Source organism: Sphingomonas sp. (assembly GCF_040398505.1).
Classification (GTDB): Bacteria; Pseudomonadota; Alphaproteobacteria; order Sphingomonadales; family Sphingomonadaceae; genus Sphingomonas.
This window is the reverse complement of sequence record NZ_JBBATX010000006.1, coordinates 35992-49579: the sequence shown is the minus strand read 5'-3', so window position 1 is coordinate 49579 and position 13588 is coordinate 35992. Positions and strand designations below refer to the sequence as shown.

Here is a 13588-nt window from a genome sequence, read left to right as displayed (position 1 = left end):
CCACCCAACTCTGGACATACGCGCTGTCCTACATCCGGACAGCCTGTTATCCTCGCGGTCCGCTCTTTCAAACCGTCGACATCAACCTGCGACCGACGTCACAAAAACCTGCGTGATGGTGCGACTCTGTGTGACTTTAGCCACAAAAACAGGCATTTCCAACAGACTAGAGTCCGGTCTTGCGGCACCGGTCCGAGCAATAAACTACATTCTCCCAATCGCGTGCCCATTTCTTGCGCCAGGTGAAGGGGCGCTGGCAGACCGGGCAGGTCTTGGTCGGCAGGTTCGCCTTGGCGATGCCTTGGGGCATTTTGCTTTCCTGTTCTAAGCGGGAAAAAAGAGAAGCTTAACCGGCGTCCAGAAACGCCCGAACATCCGCCAAGTCCACCGACTTATCCAGAAACGTCGCGCCAATTCCGTGCGCCAGCAGGAAGGGGAGGGTGCCGGCATCCATCTTCTTGTCGTGGAGCATGTGTGCGACCAGCGTCGCGCCGTCGGCGTCGATCCCCGCCGCCACCACCCCATCGGGCAAGCCTACGGCGCGCAGATGTGCCGCCACCCGCGCGGCATCCGCATCAGGCACCAGCCCGTGCGCGGCGGAATAAGCGAACGCCAGTGCCATCCCCGCCGCGACCGCCTCGCCGTGGAGCAGCCGATCCGAAAAGCCCGCTTCCGCCTCCAGCGCATGGCCGAAGGTGTGGCCGAGGTTGAGCAGCGCCCGCGCGCCCGTCGTCTCGCGCTCGTCCTCTGCGACGATGCGCGCCTTGGCGGCGACCGAATGCGCGATGGCGTGTTCACGCGCCGCCGCGTCGCCCGCGATCAACGCCGCGGCATTCGCCTCGCACCACTCGAAAAACACCGGATCGTCGATCAGGCCGTACTTCACGACCTCGGCATAGCCGGCACGGACCTGGCGCAGCGGCAGCGTGTCGAGCACCGCCGGGTCGATCAGCACCAGAGCCGGCTGGTGGAATGCGCCAATCAGATTCTTGCCCGCCCGCGCGTTGATCGCGGTCTTGCCGCCGACCGACGAATCGACTTGCGCGAGCAAGGTCGTCGGGATCTGCACGAAGCCGCAGCCGCGCTTGAGGATGCTGCACGCAAAGCCGACCAGATCGCCGATCACCCCACCGCCCAGCGCAATGACATGATCGCCGCGCTCGACCCCGAGATCGAGCAGCCGGTCGGTCAGTGCCTCAAGTTGCGCCCAGCTCTTGGTCGATTCGCCCGGCGGCAGCACGATCGCCTCGCTCGCCACGCCCGCGCCGGTCAGCGCGGCCTGCAACGTCGCCAAATGCGGCAGCACATTCTCGTCGGTGACGATCGCCATCGTCCGCCCGCGCGACACGGGCGCGAGCCAGTCGGCGGCGCGCGCGAGGAGCCCCGCTTCGATCACCACATCGTAACTGCGCGCACCCAGCGAAACCGGAATTGTCGTCATAGCTGGCCGAGGGCTTTCAGGATGGTGTTGACCGTCGCGTCGTGCGGCGCGCGCTGGCTGGAAACGCGTAAGGGTGCCAGCGCGTAGAACGGGTTGCGCACGCGCGCCAGATCCTCGAGCACGGCAAGCGGATCGCGCCCGCGCAGCAAGGGCCGCGTGTCGCGGCGCGAGACGCGGTCGGCGAGCACCGACGGCTTGGCATCGAGCCACACCGCAAAACCGCGCGCGAGGATCGCCGCGCGCGTATCGGGATCGATGAACGCGCCGCCACCGGTTGCGATCACGCGCTTCTCGCCGTTCATCAACCGCGCGATCACGCGGCGCTCGCCGTCGCGAAAATAGGGCTCGCCGAAGCGTTCGAAGATGTCGGGGATCGACATGCCGGCTGCCGCCTCAATCTCGGTATCGGCGTCGACAAAGGGCAGGCCGAGCCGTGTCGCGAGGCGACGCCCGACGGTCGATTTGCCCGCGCCCATCAGGCCGACCAGCACGATTGGCTGGCCGTTCCATTGCGGCGTTTCGCGTTGCGGGGAAGCGGGGCTTTGCATCATTGCGGTCGGGGCTATACAGCGCAGACGCGTCTCGGGCAAAAGGCCTGTGCGGGCGCCGCCCCGAATGTTTTGTAACAGGTCCCTCGCTTATGTCCCGATTGCTCGTGCTGGTCCTTGTCGTTGTGGTCGTGCTGGCGGGCGTGCTGTTCGGCCTCTCGGCGATCGCGCATGAAAAGCAGTTGAAGCATGTCGAAAAGGCCGTGCCGGTTGCGAATCTCCAGAAATAATATCGTACTGGCCGCGCTGCCGTTGATCGCGGCGGCGGGCCTGGCGATCCCCGCGCTGGGACAGGATCGACCCGAATCGATCCTGCCGCCGGGCTTTGGCGAGCCGACCCCTGCGCCAACGCAAGCGCCGCCACGGCCGCGACCGACCGCGCCGACGATCCAAGCGCCACTCGCCAATCCGCAAGTGGCGCCACTCCCGGTTCCGATCGCCAGCGACACGCCGCTGCCCGGTCCGACTCCGGGTATGACCCCCAGCCCCGGAGCAACGGCACCCGCGCCGACCGACTTTGCCGCCTTCGTGCGCGCCGATATGCCCGATTATGCGCGGCGTTCGCTGGCGCGGGTCGGCGCGGCGGGGCCGGCCGAGGGCGCGATGGGCCCGCGCGCGTTCGGGCGTGCGGATGGCCGCTATCTCGAAACCTTGATGCGCCGCCTGAATGCGCCAATCGCGTCGCGCTGGGTGTCGATCGCGCTGCGGCGCGCGCTGCTGGCGCGGGTCGACACACCGCGCCGCGTGAACGGCGCGGATTTCGCGGCGGAGCGCTCCTGGCTGCTGACGCGGATGGGCGAATCGGTCGCGGCGCGCGCGATGGCGCAAGCCGTGGATAGCGAGAATTACACGCCCAAGCTGTTCGAGGCGGCGATGCAGGCCGCACTCGCGACCGGCGACCCGGCGGCGTTGTGCCCGATGGTCGATGCCGGCGCGACGCTGCGGCGCGAGCGTGGCTGGGTGCTGGCGCAAGCGATGTGCACCGGGCTGTCGGGCATGGGTGCGCGCGCGCAACCGATGATCGCTGCGGCGCGTCGCTCGGGTCTGGCCGGCGGCATCGACCTGTTGCTGGCGCAGAAGGTGGCGGGAGCCGGGCAGAGCGGGCGTCAGGCGGTGACGATCGAGTGGGACGGCGTCGAACAGCTGACGGCCTGGCGCTACGGCCTTGCCACCGCCACCGGGGTTGAAATTCCCGCGACGGTGCTGGCGACGGGTTCGAGCGCAGTGCAGGGCTGGCGCGCGCTGTCGCCTGCGCTCGAACCGCATGTCCGGGCGGCCGTTGCTGAACTGGCGGCGGCGCGCGGAATCTTGTCGGGCGCGGCGCTGGTCGATCTGTACAGCGCGATCGAGGGCGATGACGACCAGTCGCTGGCCGAGGTCGGCATCGCGCGCGATCTGCGCGCCGCCTATGAGGCACCCGACGTCGCCGCGCGCGCCGACGCGTTGAAGCGGCTGTGGGACGAACCGAAGACCTATGAAGCACGCTATGCGCGGTTGGTGCTGACCGCAGGTGCTGCGGCACGGATTCCGACGACGCTGCAGGGGCCCGATGTCGATCGGCTGGTGGCGGCGATGCTCAGCGTCGGGTTCGATCCGCGCGCGCTGCGCTGGCGCGAGGCCGCGGCACGCGGCAGCAATGCGTGGGCGATGCTGACACTGGTCGATCCGGCGGCCCCGACACTCAGCGCGGGCGATATCGGTGCGTATGCCGGCGCGAACGACCCCGAAGGCCTGAAGCAACGGATGTTTTTTGCCGGTGCCGCCGGGACCGGCCGGATGAGCGCGAGCGACATTGAGCGCGAAGCGCGGTCGCTCGGTGTGCCGATTGAGGATGCGACAAGCTGGACCCGCGCGATCCAGCAAGCGGCGCGCGATCAGGAGCCGGGGACCGTGGTTTTGCTCGCCGCTACGGCCATGCAGACGCGGCTGTGGCACGGCGTTGCGCCCGCAACGGTCTATCACATCTGCAACGCGTTGCGCGAAGTCGGGATGCCGGGCGAGGCGCGGATGGTCGCGGTCGAGGCGATCAGCCGGATGTCGCTCGGGCTTTGAGCGCCACGCCGCCAGCGAGCGAGGATCGCGCGCTGATCGACCGCTTTCTGGAAATGATGGCGGCGGAGGCCGGGGCGGCGAAGAACACGATCGCGGCGTATCGCAGCGATCTCGCGTTGGCGTCGGGCTTTCTGCACGGGCGGTTGAGTGTCGCGACACCCGAAGATCTTGCGCGGCTGAGCGGCGAGTGGATGGATCTTTCGAAATCGAGTGTGGCGCGCAAATCGGCGGCGCTGCGGCGGTTCTTCGCATTTCTGGCCGATGAAGGCCTGCGCGAAGACGATCCCGGTGCGGCGCTGCCGCGACCTGGCGCGTCGCGCGGCTTGCCCAAGAGTCTTGATCTTGCCGATATCGATCGGTTGTTTGACGCCATTTCCGTGCGAATCGCCCGCGATCCGCCCGACCCGAACGATTTGCGGCTCTCGGCGCTGGTCGAACTGCTCTACGGATCGGGCCTGCGCGCGACCGAATTGGTGTCGCTGCCGCGCCGCGCCATTGCGCTGGAGCGCCCGTATCTGATCCTGCGCGGCAAGGGCGGCACCGAGCGGCTGGTGCCGCTGTCCGAGCGCGCGCGCGCGGCAGTCGCGCTGTGGCGGGCACAGGTCCCGCCGGAGAGCGCGTGGCTGTTCCCCTCGGGCAAGAGCCATCTCAGCCGCATCCGGCTGTATCAAGTGCTGAAGGCGCTTGCCGCCGAGGCCGGCATTCCGCCCGAACGTGTCAGCCCGCACGTCCTGCGCCATGCCTTTGCCACGCATTTGCTGGCGGGCGGCGCCGATTTGCGGGCGCTGCAGGCGATGCTCGGCCATGCCGATATCGCAACGACCGAAATCTACACGCATGTCGATGCGAGCCGGCTGGTCGAGCTGGTTAACGCCCGCCATCCGCTCGCCGAAGCCACGGCGCGCGTTGACGCGAGGAAGCGCGGGGCCTAACCGCCGCGACCTATGGCAAGCTTCCTCGACTTTGAGAAACCGATCGCCGAGCTGCAAGGCCGGATCGACGAACTGCGCGAAACCGCCGCCGAGGGGACGGTCGACATCGCGTCCGAGGTCGGGCGGTTGCAGGCAAAATCCGACAAATTGCTGCGCGACACCTATTTGCGCCTGACTCCGTGGCAGAAAACGCAAGTCGCACGTCACGGCGAGCGGCCGCATTTCAAGGATTATGTCGCCGGGCTGTTCGACGATTTCATGCTGCTGGCAGGGGACCGCGCCTTTGGCGACGATCAGGCGATCCTCGGCGGCTTCGCGACCTTTCGCGGGCGGCGCGTTCTCGTCATCGGGCATGAGAAAGGCGATGATACCGCAAGCCGCCTGCGTCACAATTTTGGCATGGGAAAGCCCGAGGGCTATCGCAAGGCGATCCGTTTGATGCGGCTTGCCGACCGCTTCGGGTTGCCCGTGGTGACGCTGGTCGATACGTCGGGCGCGTTCCCCGGGGTTCAGGCCGAGGAACGCGGCCAGGCCGAGGCGATCGCGCGCTCGACCGAACAATGCCTGTCGCTCGGCGTGCCGATGGTCGCAGCGATCGTCGGGGAGGGCGGCTCGGGCGGTGCGATCGCGCTTGCGGCAGCAAATGCCGTGCTGATGTTCGAACACGCCATCTATTCGGTCATCTCGCCTGAGGCTGGGGCATCGATCCTGTGGCGCACATCCGACAAAGCAGCGGAGATGGCGGAGGCGATGAAGGTCACCGCGCAGGATCTGAAGGGCCTTGGCATCATCGATACGATCGTGCCCGAACCGCTGGGCGGTGCGCAGCGTGACCCGGCGGCGGCGATTGTGGCGCTGGGCGACGCGATCGCGGCGGCGCTAACGCAATTCGACGGCCAGGATCCCGCCCAATTGCGCCGTGCGCGCCGCGAAAAATTCTTGGCGATGGGGCGACTTTAAGCCGCTCAGCTCGCTTTCATGTTGGACGATACGTTCGTAAATGTCGTCTTCAACTTGGTGCCGAGACCTTGCATGGCAGAAATCGCTGCCACTGCGATCAGCGAAGCGATCAGGCCATATTCGATCGCCGTTGCGCCACGCGTATGGCGCAAGATATCAAATAGCATCTTGAGCATAATCAGTTCCCGGTCAAGAAAAAGGGCGACGGAACTTCCGTCCCGCCGCCCTTGGTAACAAAGCGGTTTCGTAAAAAGCTTACGTAGCCTTCATGTTCGACGACACGTTCGTGAACGTGGTCTTCAGCTGGTTGCCCAGGCCCTGCATTGCTGCAATGGCGGCAACGGCGATAAGCGCTGCGATCAGGCCGTATTCGATGGCGGTCGCGCCCCTGGAATTCTTGATGAAATTGCGGATGGTCTTCATGTCCGGTCTCCAGTGGTGGTTGCTTCAGTACCCGGTCGGACCGGAAGACCGGACCAACGACTATGGGTGTAGGCGGGCAGGGTTGAGAAAAGTTTAAACCGCGCGGAACTTTTTTGGGGGGGGATCACACCGCCGCGCGCGCAGCCGCCATCTTGGTGTTGACGTTACCCCACATCCCGGTGGTGGTATTGGCGACTTCGATGAACGCCACGACCATCGTGATGACGATGAGCGCCGCGATCAGGCCATATTCGATGGCGGTCCCACCGCGTTTGTTGCCCAGCAGTCGTTTCAGTGTTCCAACGATCATGCAGGTTCCGCCCGTGGATAATGCAGCACCATTACATCTAAAGGAGGAGCGTTAACGAATGTCTAAAGCCGTCATCCAGGCCAACCTGTTCGTCGTCGCCGTGGCCCTGATCGATCAGGCGGGGAGGGTGCTGGTGCAGCAACGCCCCGCCGGAAAACAGATGGCAGGCTTATGGGAATTTCCCGGCGGCAAGGTTGAGGCGGGCGAAACCCCCGAGGTTGCGCTGGTGCGGGAAGTCGCCGAGGAATTGGGCATTACCGTCGCTGGCGGGGCGCTGCTCCCGCTGACCTTTGCCAGCGAACCGCTCGCCGACCGGCATTTGCTGTTGCTGCTCTATGTGTGCCGCGACTGGTCGGGCGAGCCGCAAGCGCTGGATGCGGCGGCGCTGGCGTGGCACGCGCCCTCTGACTTGCGTGGCCTGGCGATGCCGCCGGCCGATGTGCCCTTCATCGCCATATTGGAACGCGCGTTAACCAACTGGTGACCGCGCTATGGGCAAATCGAAGGAAAGCTGGAGGCCCGACCGGGAATCGAACCCGGGTGCGAGGATTTGCAGTCCTCTACGTCACCACTCCGCCATCGGGCCTCAATGCTGTGCCAGGCGCGGCAGATGCAAGGGTCGGCTCCCGCTGTCAACCACGCACATGCAAAAATGCCGCGATCGCTCGCTTGGCGAACCCGCCGCAGCGCGATAGAAGCGATCGTCGTCAATCGGTGTATTGCATACCTAAAGCAGTTGTGCGAAACCGGGTGTCCGATAAAGGTGGCACAATGAAACTGAATATGCGCGATTCGGAGTCTGTGGCGATGCGCCACGCGATGGTGGCAAGCCAATTGCGCACCAATGCGGTGAGCGACGTTCGCGTCGTCGCAGCGATGGACACTGTCGCGCGGGAGGCGTTTCTGCCGGCCGAACTGGCGTCGGTCGCGTATCGGGATACGGCGGTTCCGCTTGGGCATGGTCGCGCGCAGAACGTGCCGATGGCGACCGGGCGTTTGCTCACTCAGGCAGAATTGCGTGCCGATGACCGCGTGCTGCTGATTGGCGCGGCCGGGGGCTATACTGCTGCGGTGCTGGCCGAACTGGTTGCCGAGGTCGTCGCGGTCGAGAGCGATCCGACGCTGGCCGGCTTCGCGCGCGCAGCGCTGGCGGAAGTCGCTGCGGTTACGGTGATCGAAGGCCCGCTCGCGGCAGGTCACGCTGCGGGTGCGCCGTATGATGTGATCGTCGTCGATGGTGCGGTCGAGGACATCCCGGCGGGATTGATCGAACAGGTCGCGGTCGGTGGCCGCGTCGTTGCGGGCATCCTCGACCGTGGCGTGACCCGGCTGAGCGCCGGGCGACGCACCGCAGGCGGCTTTGGCTTGCTGGATTTTGCGGACATTGACTGCGTGACGCTGCCCGGCTTCGCGCGACCGCGCACCTTTACCTTCTAATGCGAAAAAAAGAGCTGCGAGCGATGCGACCTCTTCCTCTCCTGACCGGTACGGCGCTGCTAGCGCTGAGCGTGGCACCTGCTCTTGCGTCCGCGGAGACGCTGCGCGAGGCGTTGCTCGAAGCGTATAAGACCAATCCGACGCTGGCAGCACAGCGCGCCAATGTCCGCGCGATCGATGAAAATGTGCCGATTGCGCGCGCCAGCGCCTTCCCCGGCGTGCAGCTGCAAAGCAGCTATACCGAGTCGGTCGTGCTGCCGGTAACCGCCTTCACCGCGCCCGCGCGTACGTCGCAGACGCAAGCCAACCTCACTTATTCACTTTATGCCGGTGGTGCGGTGAAGAACGGAATCGCTGCCGCCGATATCCGCGTGCAAGGCGGTCAGGCGACGCTACGCGGGACCGAGGCCGATTTGTTCTCGGCGGTCGTCGCGGCATATATGGACGTGATCCGCGATGAAGCAATCGTTGCGCTCAACCGGCAGAATGTGAAGGTCCTTGAAGTCAATTTGCGGGCATCGCAGGATCGCTTCCAGGTCGGCGATCTGACGCGGACCGATGTCGCGCAGTCCGATGCACGATCGGCGATTGCGCGCGGCCAGTTGCAGACTGCCGAAGCGCGCCTCATCAGCAGCCGGGAGAGTTTCGTCCGATTGGTCGGCTCCGCCCCCACCGCGCTCGACACCCCGCCGCCTTTGCCCAATCTGCCGTCGGATCCGGATGCCGCCGTCAACATCGCGCTGTCGGATAATCCAAATTTGTTGGCCGCGCAGAAGAATGGCGATGCGAGCGCGTATGACGTCAAGGTCGCCCATGCGAGCCGTCTGCCCAAAGTCGATGCCTTTGCCGGCGGCAGCTACACCAATTATTTCGGGTCGCTCGGCAATTTCAGCCCCAACGTCGCCGCGACACAATATGATCGCGCGGCCCAACTCGGCCTGCGTTTCACCTTGCCTTTGTATCAGGGCGGTGCCCCGGCGGCGCGGATTCGCCAGGCGCAGGAGCGGCGCGCGCAGGCGCTGGAGCAAGTGACCGAGGCCGAACGTGCGGTCATTGCGCAGGCTCGATCGGCTTATGCTGTGTGGCAATCATCGCTGCAGGTGATCGCGTCGAGCGAAATCGCGGTCAATGCGAACAAGCTGTCGCTGGAGGGCGTGCGCGCCGAAAACAGCGTCGGGAACCGCACCATCCTCGACATTCTGAATGCCGAGCAGGAATTGCTCAATTCGCAAGTGACGTTGGTCACCGCGCGTCGGGACGCCTATGTGGCGGGCTTTGCGCTGCTCGCCGCGATGGGCAAGGCCGAGGCGAGTGACCTCGGGCTTGAGGGCGGTCCGTTGTATGACCCGAACGTGAATGCGAAGCGCGTGCGCAACAATATCTGGGATTTTTCGTCCGATCCCGATCCGGTTATCACCGGTACGCGGACCAATGCGACGCAGGCACAAGGGTCGCAAGTCACACGTCCGCTTGATCCGATTCTCAAGGCAGGCGTTGACAGGACCGCGCCGATTACCGCAGGTGAAGCGACAAAGAACCGCTGACCGGCGGTGACGGGCTTTGACGAGGGTGTGGTCGATGGGGGATTTGAGCGCCGAGCCGTCGATGGAGGACATTCTTTCCTCGATCAAACGGATCATCGCCGAGGAGAATGACGCGGCCCCCGGTCGCGCCAAACGACCGGCGCGCGCACTGCCCGCGCGCTCCGACCCGGTGCCGTTCGGTCATGACGAGATCCTCGAATTGCGCGAACCGGCGCCCGAGCCCGATCCCGAGCCCGATCACCCTGTTGCGGCGCAGGCCGAGGCTCCCGCTGCCGCAGCCCCACCCCCCAGTGCCGGTCCTGCCGAATCGATCCTGTCGGAGCGGACGGCCGTGGCGACGCGCGGACCGCTCGATGCTTTGTCGCGGATGATCGTGAAGCCGGAAGTGGCGGGTGCGGATACGCTCGAAGGCATGGTGCGGCAGATGCTGCGTCCGATGCTCCGCGACTGGCTCGATGCCAATTTACCGGCGATGGTCGAGACGATGGTCGCGCGCGAAATCGAACGCATCACCACTAAGTAAGCGTGGTTGCGGGGACGGCGGGGTTCTGCTGTAACGCGGGACCATGAACAGATTTCTTGCCGCGACCGCGATGACGGCCGCCCTCATCGCAGCCCCCGCTGCCGCCCGCCAACTCACCATCGACGATGTCTCGACGCTGTCGCGCGTGTCGTCGCCCGCCGTCTCGCCCGATGGGCATTGGCTGGTGTGGCAGCAGCGCGAAACCGATCTGACGATCGACGGCGGGCGATTCGATCTGTGGCGGCTCGATCTGAGCAAGAAGGGCGCGACCCCCGAGAAGCTGGCCGCCGAGGCCGAGGTCAACGAAACCGCGCCGCAATTTTCGAACGACGGCAAGACAGTGTATTTCCAATCCGACAAGGGCGGCGACGATGCGGTGTGGTCGGTCGGGATCGGTGGCGGCGCGGCGACGCGGCTGACGCAGTTCAAGGGCGGGATGGGCGGCTTCAAGGTCTCGCCACAGGACGACAAGCTCCTGATCTGGGCCGACCGCTTGCCCGGCGCGCCGAGCCTGGAACCGGCGATGGTCAAGAAGGACGCGAATGCCGGCAATGCTCGCGTTTACGACCAGATGTTCGTGCGGCATTGGGCGAGTTGGTCCGACGGGACGCGCTCGCAATTGTTCGTGCTGCCGCTGACCGCGAGCGGTGCGGCGGGCAATGGCATTGCGATCGAGGGGAAACTCGTCGGCGACGCGCCGTCCAAGCCATTCGGCGGCGGTGAGGAAGTGTCGTGGAGCGCGGACGGCAAGACGGTGTTCTTCGCGCTGCGCGAGGCGGGGCGAATCGAACCGTTGTCGACCAACCTCGACATTTTCTCTGCCCCCGCCGATGGTTCTGCCGCGCCGACCAATCTGACCGACGCCAATGACGGGATGGATAACCTCCCGACGGCCTCGCCCGACGGGAAGTATCTGGCGTGGTTCGCGATGAAGCGGCCCGGCTATGAAGCCGACCGGCAAGTGCTGATGCTGCGCGATCTCGCCAGCGGCAAGGTTCGCGCCTTGACCGAAGGCTGGGATCGCTCGGTTGGATCGATTGCGTGGAGCCCGAACGGGAAGGCGATCCTCGTCACGGCCGAGGATACGCAGGAAACGCCGATCTGGTCGATCTCGCTTGCGACCGGCGCGGCAACGCGGCTGACCGGAGAAGGCACCGTCACCGCGATGGTGCCGACGCCGAGGGGGGTCGTGTTCTCCATGAATTCGCTCCTCGCACCGGACGATTTCTACGAGCTTCCGGCGCGCTTTGCCGATGGGAAGCCGCAGACCGGGATTCACGCTGCGCGGCTGACCGCGGTCAATGCGGCGAAGCTGGCGGGCATCGACATGCCGACCGTCACGCGCTTCAACTTCACCGGCGCAAACAACGATACCGTATGGGGCTATGCGGTGAAGCCTGCGGGCGCGACGGGCAAGGTGCCGATCGCCTTCATGGTGCATGGCGGGCCGCAAGGGTCGAGCAACAATAGCTGGTCGTACCGCTGGAACCCCGCGGTGTTCGCGGGCGCCGGGTACGGCCTCGTCGCGGTCGATTTCCACGGGAGCACGGGCTACGGCCAGAAATTCAGCGATGATATCCGCGGCAATTGGGGCGGCTGGCCGCTCGAGGATCTGCAAAAGGGCCTCGACGCCGCGACGACCAAATTCGACTGGCTCGACAAGGACAATGCCTGCGCGCTTGGCGCATCCTATGGCGGCTATATGATGAACTGGATCGAGGGGCGCTGGCCCGATCGCTTCGAATGCATCGTCCAGCATGACGGCGTGTTCGATGCGCGCGCGATGGCGTACGAAACCGAAGAACTCTGGTTCGACGAGTGGGAGCATGGCGGCAAGGCCTATTTCGAGGACCCCGCCGCGTTCGAAAAATGGAACCCGGTCAATCACGTGACCGCGTGGAAGACGCCGCAGCTCGTCATCACCAGCGAAGGCGATTACCGCATTCCCTATACGCAGGGCATCGCCGCCTTCACCGCGCTGCAACGCCGCGATATTCCCTCGCGACTGGTGGTGTTTCCGGGCGGCAGCCATTGGGTGACCAAGCCCAAGGAAAGCCGCCAATGGTATGGCGAGGTGCTCGGCTGGATGGGGAAATATACCGGGGCCAAATAACAATCCGTCACCCCGGCCTTGTGCCGGGGTCCACCAAGCGGCTGGCTATACCGGTGGAGGCTCTGGCGCATTGTTTGCTGCACGGTGGACCCCGGAACACGTCCGGGGTGACGAATGCGGATGTCATGGGTAAAGCCTCCGTATTATGACCGAGCTTCCCAAAACCTTCGACCCCGCCGAAATCGAACAGCGCTGGTATGCGCATTGGGAGACGGAGGGGCTGTTCCACCCCGACCGCCCCGGTGCCGAGCCGTGGACGATCGTCAACCCGCCGCCCAACGTGACGGGCTCGCTCCATATCGGGCACGCGCTCGACAATACCTTGCAGGACATCCTCACGCGCCATGCGCGCTTGCAGGGCAAGGATGCGTTGTGGGTGGTCGGCACCGATCACGCCGGCATCGCGACGCAGATGGTGGTTGAGCGGCAGATGGCCGAGCGCCAGCAGAAGCGCACCGATTTCACCCGCGAGGATTTCGTCGCCAAGGTGTGGGAATGGAAGGAAGAGAGCGGCGGGGAAATCACCCAGCAGCTCCGCCGCCTCGGCTGCTCGATGGATTGGTCGAACGAGCGCTTCACGATGGACGAGGGCTTTTCGAAAGCCGTCCTGAAAGTGTTCGTCGATTTGCACAAAGAGGGGCTGATTTACCGCGACAAACGGCTGGTGAATTGGGACCCCGGCCTCGGCACCGCGATCAGCGATCTCGAGGTGGAGACGCATGAGATCAAGGGCAGCTTCTGGCATTTGCGCTATCCGCTTGCCGACGGCTCAGGCTTCATTGAGGTCGCGACGACGCGGCCTGAGACGATGCTCGCCGATATGGCGGTCGCGGTGAATGCTTCGGACGAACGCTACACGCACCTCGTCGGCAAGCAGGTGAAGCTGCCGATCACGGGCCGCCTGATCCCGATCATCACCGATGACCATGCCGATCCCGAGTTGGGGTCTGGCGCGGTGAAGATTACGCCGGGGCATGATTTCAACGATTTCGAAGTCGGCAAGCGCGCCGGGATCGCGGCGGGGGCGATGCTCAACATGCTCGATGCCAAGGCGCAGGTCGTGCAGGTTTCGGATGGGCTGATCCCGGCGGAATTGCTCGGGCTGACCACGGCGGACGCGCGCAAGGCGGTGGTCGCGCAGTTGAAGGCCGAAGGCTTACTGATCCCGCATATCGACAAGGACGGCGAAGAGCACGACGCCGAACCGCGCACGATTCAGACGCCTTCTGGCGATCGCTCGGGCGTGGTGATCGAGCCGTGGCTGACCGACCAATGGTATGTCGACGCCGCGACCCTCGCGAAACC

Annotated in this window: 16 protein-coding genes and 1 tRNA gene; 10 read left to right on the top strand and 7 right to left on the bottom strand. The window is 65.3% G+C overall.

Features of this window, described 5'->3' with window-relative positions:
* Positions 1 to 166: 166 nt before the first annotated feature.
* The 3 genes from ABWP09_RS01860 to ABWP09_RS01850 are packed head-to-tail and all read right to left on the bottom strand — an operon-like array spanning position 167 to position 1992.
* On the bottom strand, positions 167 to 310 hold the full coding sequence (locus tag ABWP09_RS01860) for a DUF2256 domain-containing protein (protein ID WP_353203465.1): 144 nt from the start codon (positions 308 to 310) through the stop codon (positions 167 to 169).
* Between the two features lie 36 nt (positions 311 to 346).
* Positions 347 to 1441, bottom strand: coding sequence for a 3-dehydroquinate synthase (aroB, locus tag ABWP09_RS01855; protein ID WP_353203464.1), 1095 nt, complete (start codon positions 1439 to 1441; stop codon positions 347 to 349).
* Complete coding sequence (locus ABWP09_RS01850; protein WP_353203463.1) at positions 1438 to 1992, bottom strand: shikimate kinase; 555 nt, start codon at positions 1990 to 1992, stop codon at positions 1438 to 1440. The genes aroB and ABWP09_RS01850 overlap by 4 nt, the downstream gene beginning before the upstream one ends.
* Positions 1993 to 2081: 89 nt before the next feature.
* On the opposite strand from ABWP09_RS01850, the gene ABWP09_RS01845 reads away from it, so the two are divergent.
* From ABWP09_RS01845 to ABWP09_RS01830, 4 genes are read left to right on the top strand one after another with little or no spacing between them, the layout of a single operon-like run.
* The gene (locus tag ABWP09_RS01845; protein WP_353203462.1) at positions 2082 to 2219 is read left to right on the top strand and encodes a hypothetical protein; all 138 of its coding nucleotides are present in this window, start codon (positions 2082 to 2084) and stop codon (positions 2217 to 2219) included.
* Positions 2200 to 4041, top strand: coding sequence for a hypothetical protein (locus ABWP09_RS01840; RefSeq protein WP_353203461.1), 1842 nt, complete (start codon positions 2200 to 2202; stop codon positions 4039 to 4041). The genes ABWP09_RS01845 and ABWP09_RS01840 overlap by 20 nt, the downstream gene beginning before the upstream one ends.
* Entirely contained in the window at positions 4038 to 4973 is a 936-nt protein-coding gene (locus ABWP09_RS01835) for a tyrosine recombinase (protein ID WP_353203460.1), read from the top strand. The genes ABWP09_RS01840 and ABWP09_RS01835 overlap by 4 nt, the downstream gene beginning before the upstream one ends.
* A gap of 12 nt (positions 4974 to 4985) precedes the next feature.
* Complete coding sequence (locus tag ABWP09_RS01830; protein WP_353203459.1) at positions 4986 to 5933, top strand: acetyl-CoA carboxylase carboxyltransferase subunit alpha; 948 nt, start codon at positions 4986 to 4988, stop codon at positions 5931 to 5933.
* A gap of 5 nt (positions 5934 to 5938) precedes the next feature.
* Here ABWP09_RS01830 and ABWP09_RS01825 read toward each other — a convergent pair whose 3' ends face one another.
* The 3 genes from ABWP09_RS01825 to ABWP09_RS01815 form a co-directional block, all read right to left on the bottom strand.
* Positions 5939 to 6100 (bottom strand): Flp family type IVb pilin, encoded by a 162-nt coding sequence (locus ABWP09_RS01825; RefSeq protein WP_502959743.1) that lies wholly within the window; start codon positions 6098 to 6100, stop codon positions 5939 to 5941.
* Positions 6101 to 6188: 88 nt separating this feature from the next.
* Positions 6189 to 6356: a Flp family type IVb pilin gene (locus ABWP09_RS01820; RefSeq protein WP_353203457.1), complete on the bottom strand. Its 168-nt coding sequence runs from the start codon at positions 6354 to 6356 to the stop codon at positions 6189 to 6191.
* Between the two features lie 124 nt (positions 6357 to 6480).
* Positions 6481 to 6666, bottom strand: a complete 186-nt coding sequence (locus ABWP09_RS01815; protein ID WP_353203456.1) for a Flp family type IVb pilin — start codon at positions 6664 to 6666, stop codon at positions 6481 to 6483.
* A gap of 58 nt (positions 6667 to 6724) precedes the next feature.
* Here ABWP09_RS01815 and ABWP09_RS01810 point away from each other — a divergent pair, with 58 nt between their 5' ends.
* Positions 6725 to 7150: a (deoxy)nucleoside triphosphate pyrophosphohydrolase gene (locus tag ABWP09_RS01810; RefSeq protein WP_353203455.1), complete on the top strand. Its 426-nt coding sequence runs from the start codon at positions 6725 to 6727 to the stop codon at positions 7148 to 7150.
* A 28-nt stretch (positions 7151 to 7178) separates the two neighbouring features.
* Here the strand turns inward: ABWP09_RS01810 and ABWP09_RS01805 are convergent.
* Positions 7179 to 7252 (bottom strand) — tRNA-Cys (locus ABWP09_RS01805).
* A 185-nt stretch (positions 7253 to 7437) separates the two neighbouring features.
* On the opposite strand from ABWP09_RS01805, the gene ABWP09_RS01800 reads away from it, so the two are divergent.
* The 5 genes from ABWP09_RS01800 to ABWP09_RS01780 all read left to right on the top strand — a co-directional run.
* Positions 7438 to 8103, top strand: coding sequence for a protein-L-isoaspartate O-methyltransferase family protein (locus ABWP09_RS01800; protein WP_353203454.1), 666 nt, complete (start codon positions 7438 to 7440; stop codon positions 8101 to 8103).
* A gap of 23 nt (positions 8104 to 8126) precedes the next feature.
* The gene (locus ABWP09_RS01795; protein ID WP_353203453.1) at positions 8127 to 9647 is read left to right on the top strand and encodes a TolC family outer membrane protein; all 1521 of its coding nucleotides are present in this window, start codon (positions 8127 to 8129) and stop codon (positions 9645 to 9647) included.
* Between the two features lie 34 nt (positions 9648 to 9681).
* A complete protein-coding gene (locus ABWP09_RS01790; RefSeq protein ID WP_353203452.1) occupies positions 9682 to 10170 on the top strand; it encodes a DUF2497 domain-containing protein in 489 nt (162 codons plus the stop codon).
* Positions 10171 to 10213: 43 nt separating this feature from the next.
* On the top strand, positions 10214 to 12283 hold the full coding sequence (locus tag ABWP09_RS01785) for a S9 family peptidase (protein WP_353203451.1): 2070 nt from the start codon (positions 10214 to 10216) through the stop codon (positions 12281 to 12283).
* 145 nt (positions 12284 to 12428) lie between these two features.
* The coding region (locus ABWP09_RS01780) for a class I tRNA ligase family protein (RefSeq protein WP_353203450.1) at positions 12429 to 13588 on the top strand (1160 nt) is incomplete at its 3' end.

Excerpts from the sequence above, each read along its gene's own strand:
- ABWP09_RS01820 (WP_353203457.1), bottom strand. The coding sequence starts at position 6,356 with ATGAAGACCATCCGCAATTTCATCAAGAATTCCAGGGGCGCGACCGCC.
- ABWP09_RS01830 (WP_353203459.1), top strand. The coding sequence starts at position 4,986 with ATGGCAAGCTTCCTCGACTTTGAGAAACCGATCGCCGAGCTGCAAGGC.
- ABWP09_RS01800 (WP_353203454.1), top strand. The coding sequence starts at position 7,438 with ATGAAACTGAATATGCGCGATTCGGAGTCTGTGGCGATGCGCCACGCG.
- ABWP09_RS01845 (WP_353203462.1), top strand. The coding sequence starts at position 2,082 with ATGTCCCGATTGCTCGTGCTGGTCCTTGTCGTTGTGGTCGTGCTGGCG.
- aroB (WP_353203464.1), bottom strand. The coding sequence starts at position 1,441 with ATGACGACAATTCCGGTTTCGCTGGGTGCGCGCAGTTACGATGTGGTG.
- ABWP09_RS01850 (WP_353203463.1), bottom strand. The coding sequence starts at position 1,992 with ATGATGCAAAGCCCCGCTTCCCCGCAACGCGAAACGCCGCAATGGAAC.
- ABWP09_RS01785 (WP_353203451.1), top strand. The coding sequence starts at position 10,214 with ATGAACAGATTTCTTGCCGCGACCGCGATGACGGCCGCCCTCATCGCA.
- ABWP09_RS01795 (WP_353203453.1), top strand. The coding sequence starts at position 8,127 with ATGCGACCTCTTCCTCTCCTGACCGGTACGGCGCTGCTAGCGCTGAGC.
- ABWP09_RS01790 (WP_353203452.1), top strand. The coding sequence starts at position 9,682 with ATGGGGGATTTGAGCGCCGAGCCGTCGATGGAGGACATTCTTTCCTCG.
- ABWP09_RS01815 (WP_353203456.1), bottom strand. The coding sequence starts at position 6,666 with ATGATCGTTGGAACACTGAAACGACTGCTGGGCAACAAACGCGGTGGG.
- ABWP09_RS01810 (WP_353203455.1), top strand. The coding sequence starts at position 6,725 with ATGTCTAAAGCCGTCATCCAGGCCAACCTGTTCGTCGTCGCCGTGGCC.
- ABWP09_RS01860 (WP_353203465.1), bottom strand. The coding sequence starts at position 310 with ATGCCCCAAGGCATCGCCAAGGCGAACCTGCCGACCAAGACCTGCCCG.
- ABWP09_RS01825 (WP_502959743.1), bottom strand. The coding sequence starts at position 6,100 with ATGCTATTTGATATCTTGCGCCATACGCGTGGCGCAACGGCGATCGAA.